The 4153-nt window shown below is 58.8% G+C and carries 4 protein-coding genes; 1 reads left to right on the top strand and 3 read right to left on the bottom strand.

Annotated elements, in window-relative coordinates:
- On the top strand, positions 1–517 hold a 517-nt coding region (locus ENTHG_RS06665; protein ID WP_044176979.1), incomplete at its 5' end, for a Gfo/Idh/MocA family oxidoreductase.
- Positions 518–601: 84 nt separating this feature from the next.
- On the opposite strand, the gene add is transcribed toward ENTHG_RS06665, so the two are convergent.
- The 3 genes from add to malX all read right to left on the bottom strand — a co-directional run.
- Positions 602–1603, bottom strand: a complete 1002-nt coding sequence (gene add, locus ENTHG_RS06660; protein ID WP_044176968.1) for an adenosine deaminase — start codon at positions 1601–1603, stop codon at positions 602–604.
- Between the two features lie 101 nt (positions 1604–1704).
- Positions 1705–2877: a MalY/PatB family protein gene (locus ENTHG_RS06655; RefSeq protein ID WP_044176958.1), complete on the bottom strand. Its 1173-nt coding sequence runs from the start codon at positions 2875–2877 to the stop codon at positions 1705–1707.
- A gap of 48 nt (positions 2878–2925) precedes the next feature.
- The coding region (gene malX, locus ENTHG_RS06650; protein ID WP_044176949.1) for a maltose/glucose-specific PTS transporter subunit IIBC at positions 2926–4153 on the bottom strand (1228 nt) is incomplete at its 5' end.

The raw sequence follows: 4153 nt of genomic DNA, 5'->3' as shown, positions 1-4153 counted from the left end.
CGATCTGGCACCGCATTTACTGGACCAGGCGGTCAACCTGTTTGGCTTACCGGTCTCTCTGACGGTCGATCTGGCGCAGCTGCGCCCCGGCGCGCAGGCGACAGACTATTTCCATGCGGTGCTCTCTTACCCGCAGCGGCGTGTAGTGCTCCACGGCACGATGCTGGCGGCGGCGGAGTCGGCACGTTATATCGTCCACGGTACCCGTGGCAGCTATGTAAAATTTGGCCTCGATCCGCAGGAAGAGCGGTTAAAGAGCGGGGCGAAGCTGCCGCAGGAGGACTGGGGATACGATATGCGTGACGGCGTGGTTACCCGCGTAGAGGGTGAAGACCGCACCGAAGAGACCTGGCTCACCGTGCCGGGCAACTATCCGGCCTATTATGCGGCTATCCGCGATGCCCTGAACGGCAGCGGAGAGAACCCGGTGCCGGCAAGCCAGGCTATTAAAATAATGGAACTGATTGAGCTTGGGATTGAATCGGCGAAGCACCGGGCTACGCTGAGCCTGACCTGAAAAGCGAGCCTCCCGGATGCGCCTTATTCGGGCTACAACCCAAACGTAGCCCGGGTAAGGCGCAAGCCGCACCCGGGATAACGCTTACCCCTGAGCAACTTTTTCCCTGAGCGCCTGTTTTTCCGCCTGGCTAAGAAACGCTATCTCCAGGCCGTTAATTTGCGCCTGACGGATCTGCTCGCGGCTTAATCCCGCGGCTGGCGCGGCGTGATGATACTCGTGGCCGATATCCACCCCCTGTACCGCCGGGTCGTCGGTATTGATCGAGGCCAGCACGCCCTGCTCAAGGAACGTTTTCAGTGGATGGCGTGCCAGGGAGGGCACCGTGCTGGTTTGAATATTCGACGTCAGGCACGACTCAATGCCGATACGCTGTTCAGCCAGAAACGCCATCAGGGCCGGATCCTCTACGGCCTTCACGCCGTGGCCGATGCGTTCCGCCCCCAGTTCGCGTATCGCCTGCCAGATACTCTCTGGGCCTGCCGCTTCCCCGGCATGCACGGTAATATGCCAGCCCGCATCGCGGGCGCGGTTGAAGTGAGGCAGAAACAGGCTGCCGGGAAAGCCCAGTTCATCGCCCGCCAGATCGAGGGCGGTAATCGCCTCCCGGTGCGCCAGCAACGCCTCCAGCTCCTGCAGACAGGCCGCTTCGCCAAAGGTGCGGCTCATAATACCGATAAGGCGGGCCTCGACGCCGAACGCTTTGCTGCCTTCGCGCACCCCGGCAATGACCGCCTCAACAACCCCTGCGACCGGCAGGTTGTGGGCCATCGCCATATAGCCCGGCGAAAAGCGTAGCTCCACATAATGCAGGCCGTTACGCGCCGCATCTTCCATATTTTCAAACGCTACGCGGCGGCAGGCTTCCAGTGAGCCAAGCACTTTCACCCCCCAGTCCAGTTTGGCGAGAAAACTGACCAGGTCAGGCTCATTTTTGGTGACCTGAACATGCTCAAGCAGCGCGTCTAAGGTTTGTGCGGGAAGAGGGAGGTTAAACTCGCGGCCAAGATCGAGAATAGTTTGCGCCCGGATGTTGCCGTCCAGGTGGCGATGAATATCGGTTAAAGGCAGGTTAGTATCAATCATGGTCGCACTCTTTTTTCAGCTAAAGTGCGATCTATTATAAGAATAATTGTCATTAAAAAGCTATGTTGCGCAAAATGATAATGTTTTGCGCAACACAGGCGTTAACGCACCGCCCGAATACCGGCGATCAGCCGCGCCACACCTTGCGCCAGTTTTTGCCGGGGACAGCCGGCATTCAGGCGGATAAACGTTCGGTACGGCTCGCCGTAAGTGGCCCCGGGCATAATTGCCACTTTTTGTTGCGTGATCAGGTTTTGTTGCAGCGCCCGATCGTCGATCCCCAGTAAAGAGAGATCAATCCATGCAAGATAGGTGGCCTGGGGCATCCGCCAGTTAAGCTCGGGAAACGCCTGATTAAGCTCATCGGCAACAAACTGGAGGTTGTCCTGTAGATAGCGGCGCAGGGCGTCGAGCCAGGGCGCGCCCTGCTCGTAGGCTGCGATATGCGCTACCAGCGCCAGTACGGCAGGCGATGAGAGGCCATCTCTGCCTTTCAGCGCCGCAAGATAGCCGGCCCGGGCATCCGCCTCGGCGATATACCCGTAAGCGCCGGTTAAGGCAGGAATATTGAAACTTTTCGAGGCCGAGGTAAAAAGGGCCCACGGCCCACGCGCCACGTCGCACCAGGGCGTATGTGAATGCGCGCCCCAGGTCATGTCCATGTGAATCTCGTCGCTGATGACCCGGACATCGTACTGTTCGCACAGCCTCGCCATTTCACTCAGTTCCGCCCGCGTCCACACCTTACCGCTGGGGTTGTGCGGGCTGCAGAGCAGTAAAATGCGGTTTTCAGGCCGCGCCAGCGCCGCTTCCAGCGCCGCCATATCGCAAAACCAGCCGCTGTCGTTGTGCGTCAGCGGCACCGGAACACAGCGCCGCTGGTTGCTGCTGATGACATTGTAAAAGGCGTCATACGCTGGGGTGTGCACAACAACCCCTTCGCCGGGGCGCGACCACTGACGGATCATCTCCGCGACCATATAGATAACGGAAGGGCCGTATACCTGCGTTTCGCTGCTGGGGGTAACGCCGAAGCGGGTGGCAAACCAGTGCCGGGTCGCGTGGATAAACGCTTCATTCTGCCAGCGGCTGTAGCCGAGTACGCCATGTGCCAGGCGCTGCTGCATAGCGTCGATAACGCAGGGCGCGGTGGCAAAATCCATATCGGAGATGGTAAACGGCAGCAGATCGGCGTGCCCAAACCTGTCGGCCACGTAGTCCCACTGTGTACACCAGGTGCCGTGGCGATCGATGGTCTGCGAAAAATCAAACATCTCTCTTTCCTTTTACTGTCGCCCTTACCCCGGGTAAGGGCGAAAAGACTAAGCGTGCACCGAGTTCATCAGTTCGGTCATCTCATCTTTAACCGACTGGACCTGCGGACCAATCACCACCTGCAGGTTGTGCTGGTTAAGCTGGACGATGCCAATGGCCCGGTTGGCTTTCAGCGCGGCGCTATCGACAAGCGACATATCTTTCACCGACAGACGCAGGCGGGTGATGCAGTTATCCAGCGAAACGATGTTGTCCGCGCCGCCCAGCGCCGCAAGAATAGCCGGAACGTTATAGCCCGATTTGCCGGTAAGGCCGCCCACGCTTTTTTCAGCGGCGCTGGCAGTTTCGGTTTCCCGACCGGGCGTTTTAATATTGAAGCGCAAAATGGCGAAGCGGAAGATAGCGTAGTAAACCGCGAACCAGATGGCCGCGACCACCGGCACCAGATACCATTTTGTCGACAGCCCGTGCAAAATTCCGAATACCACAAAATCGATGACGTTGCCGTCAGTATTGCCGATAGTCACCCCTAATACCGCCATCACGGTGAAACCGAGCCCGGTAAGCAGGGCATGAATGGCATAGAGCACAGGCGCGACAAACAGGAACAGGAATTCCAGCGGTTCGGTGGTGCCGCCCACCACGCAGGCAATCACGCCGGAGATAAGCAACCCTTTAATTTTATGGCGATTCTCTGGTTTAGCACAGTGGTACATCGCCAGCGCCGCGCCGGGCAACCCGCCCAGAAACGCGGGCATTTTACCCTGTGACAGGAAGCGGGTAGCGCTTTCCGAAAAGCCCTGTGTCGTCGGGCAGCTCAGCTGCGCCTGGAAGATAGTCAGCGCGCCGCTCACGCTGTGGCCGCAGACATCCATCGTCCCGCCAGCTTCGGTAAAGCGAATTATCGCCACCAGAATGTGCTGCAGGCCGAATGGCAACAGCAGGCGCTCCCCGGTGCCGAAAATCATCGGGCCAAAATTACCGGCGCTGTTGATTATCTGCCCCAGCCCGTTGATCCCCATCGCAAACCACGGCCATACCAGCGGAATCACCAGCCCCACCAGCCCCATGACGACGCTGGTAATGATGGGCACAAAGCGCGTACCGCCGAAAAACGCCAGCGCGTCGGGCAGGCGGATCGTGTGAAAACGTTCATGCAGCGTCCAGATGATAATACCGGCGATAACCGCGCCCAGGATGCCGGTATCAATGGACTGAATGCCAATCACGTTCTGGATATTGTTCGCCTTCAGGATGGCGGCGTCGGTGGTAGGC

It is taken from the genome of Phytobacter massiliensis JC163 (assembly GCF_000321045.1).
Taxonomy (GTDB): domain Bacteria; phylum Pseudomonadota; class Gammaproteobacteria; order Enterobacterales; family Enterobacteriaceae; genus Phytobacter_A; species Phytobacter_A massiliensis.
The sequence above is the reverse complement of the archived record's forward strand: the minus strand, read 5'-3'. Positions and strand labels throughout refer to the sequence as shown.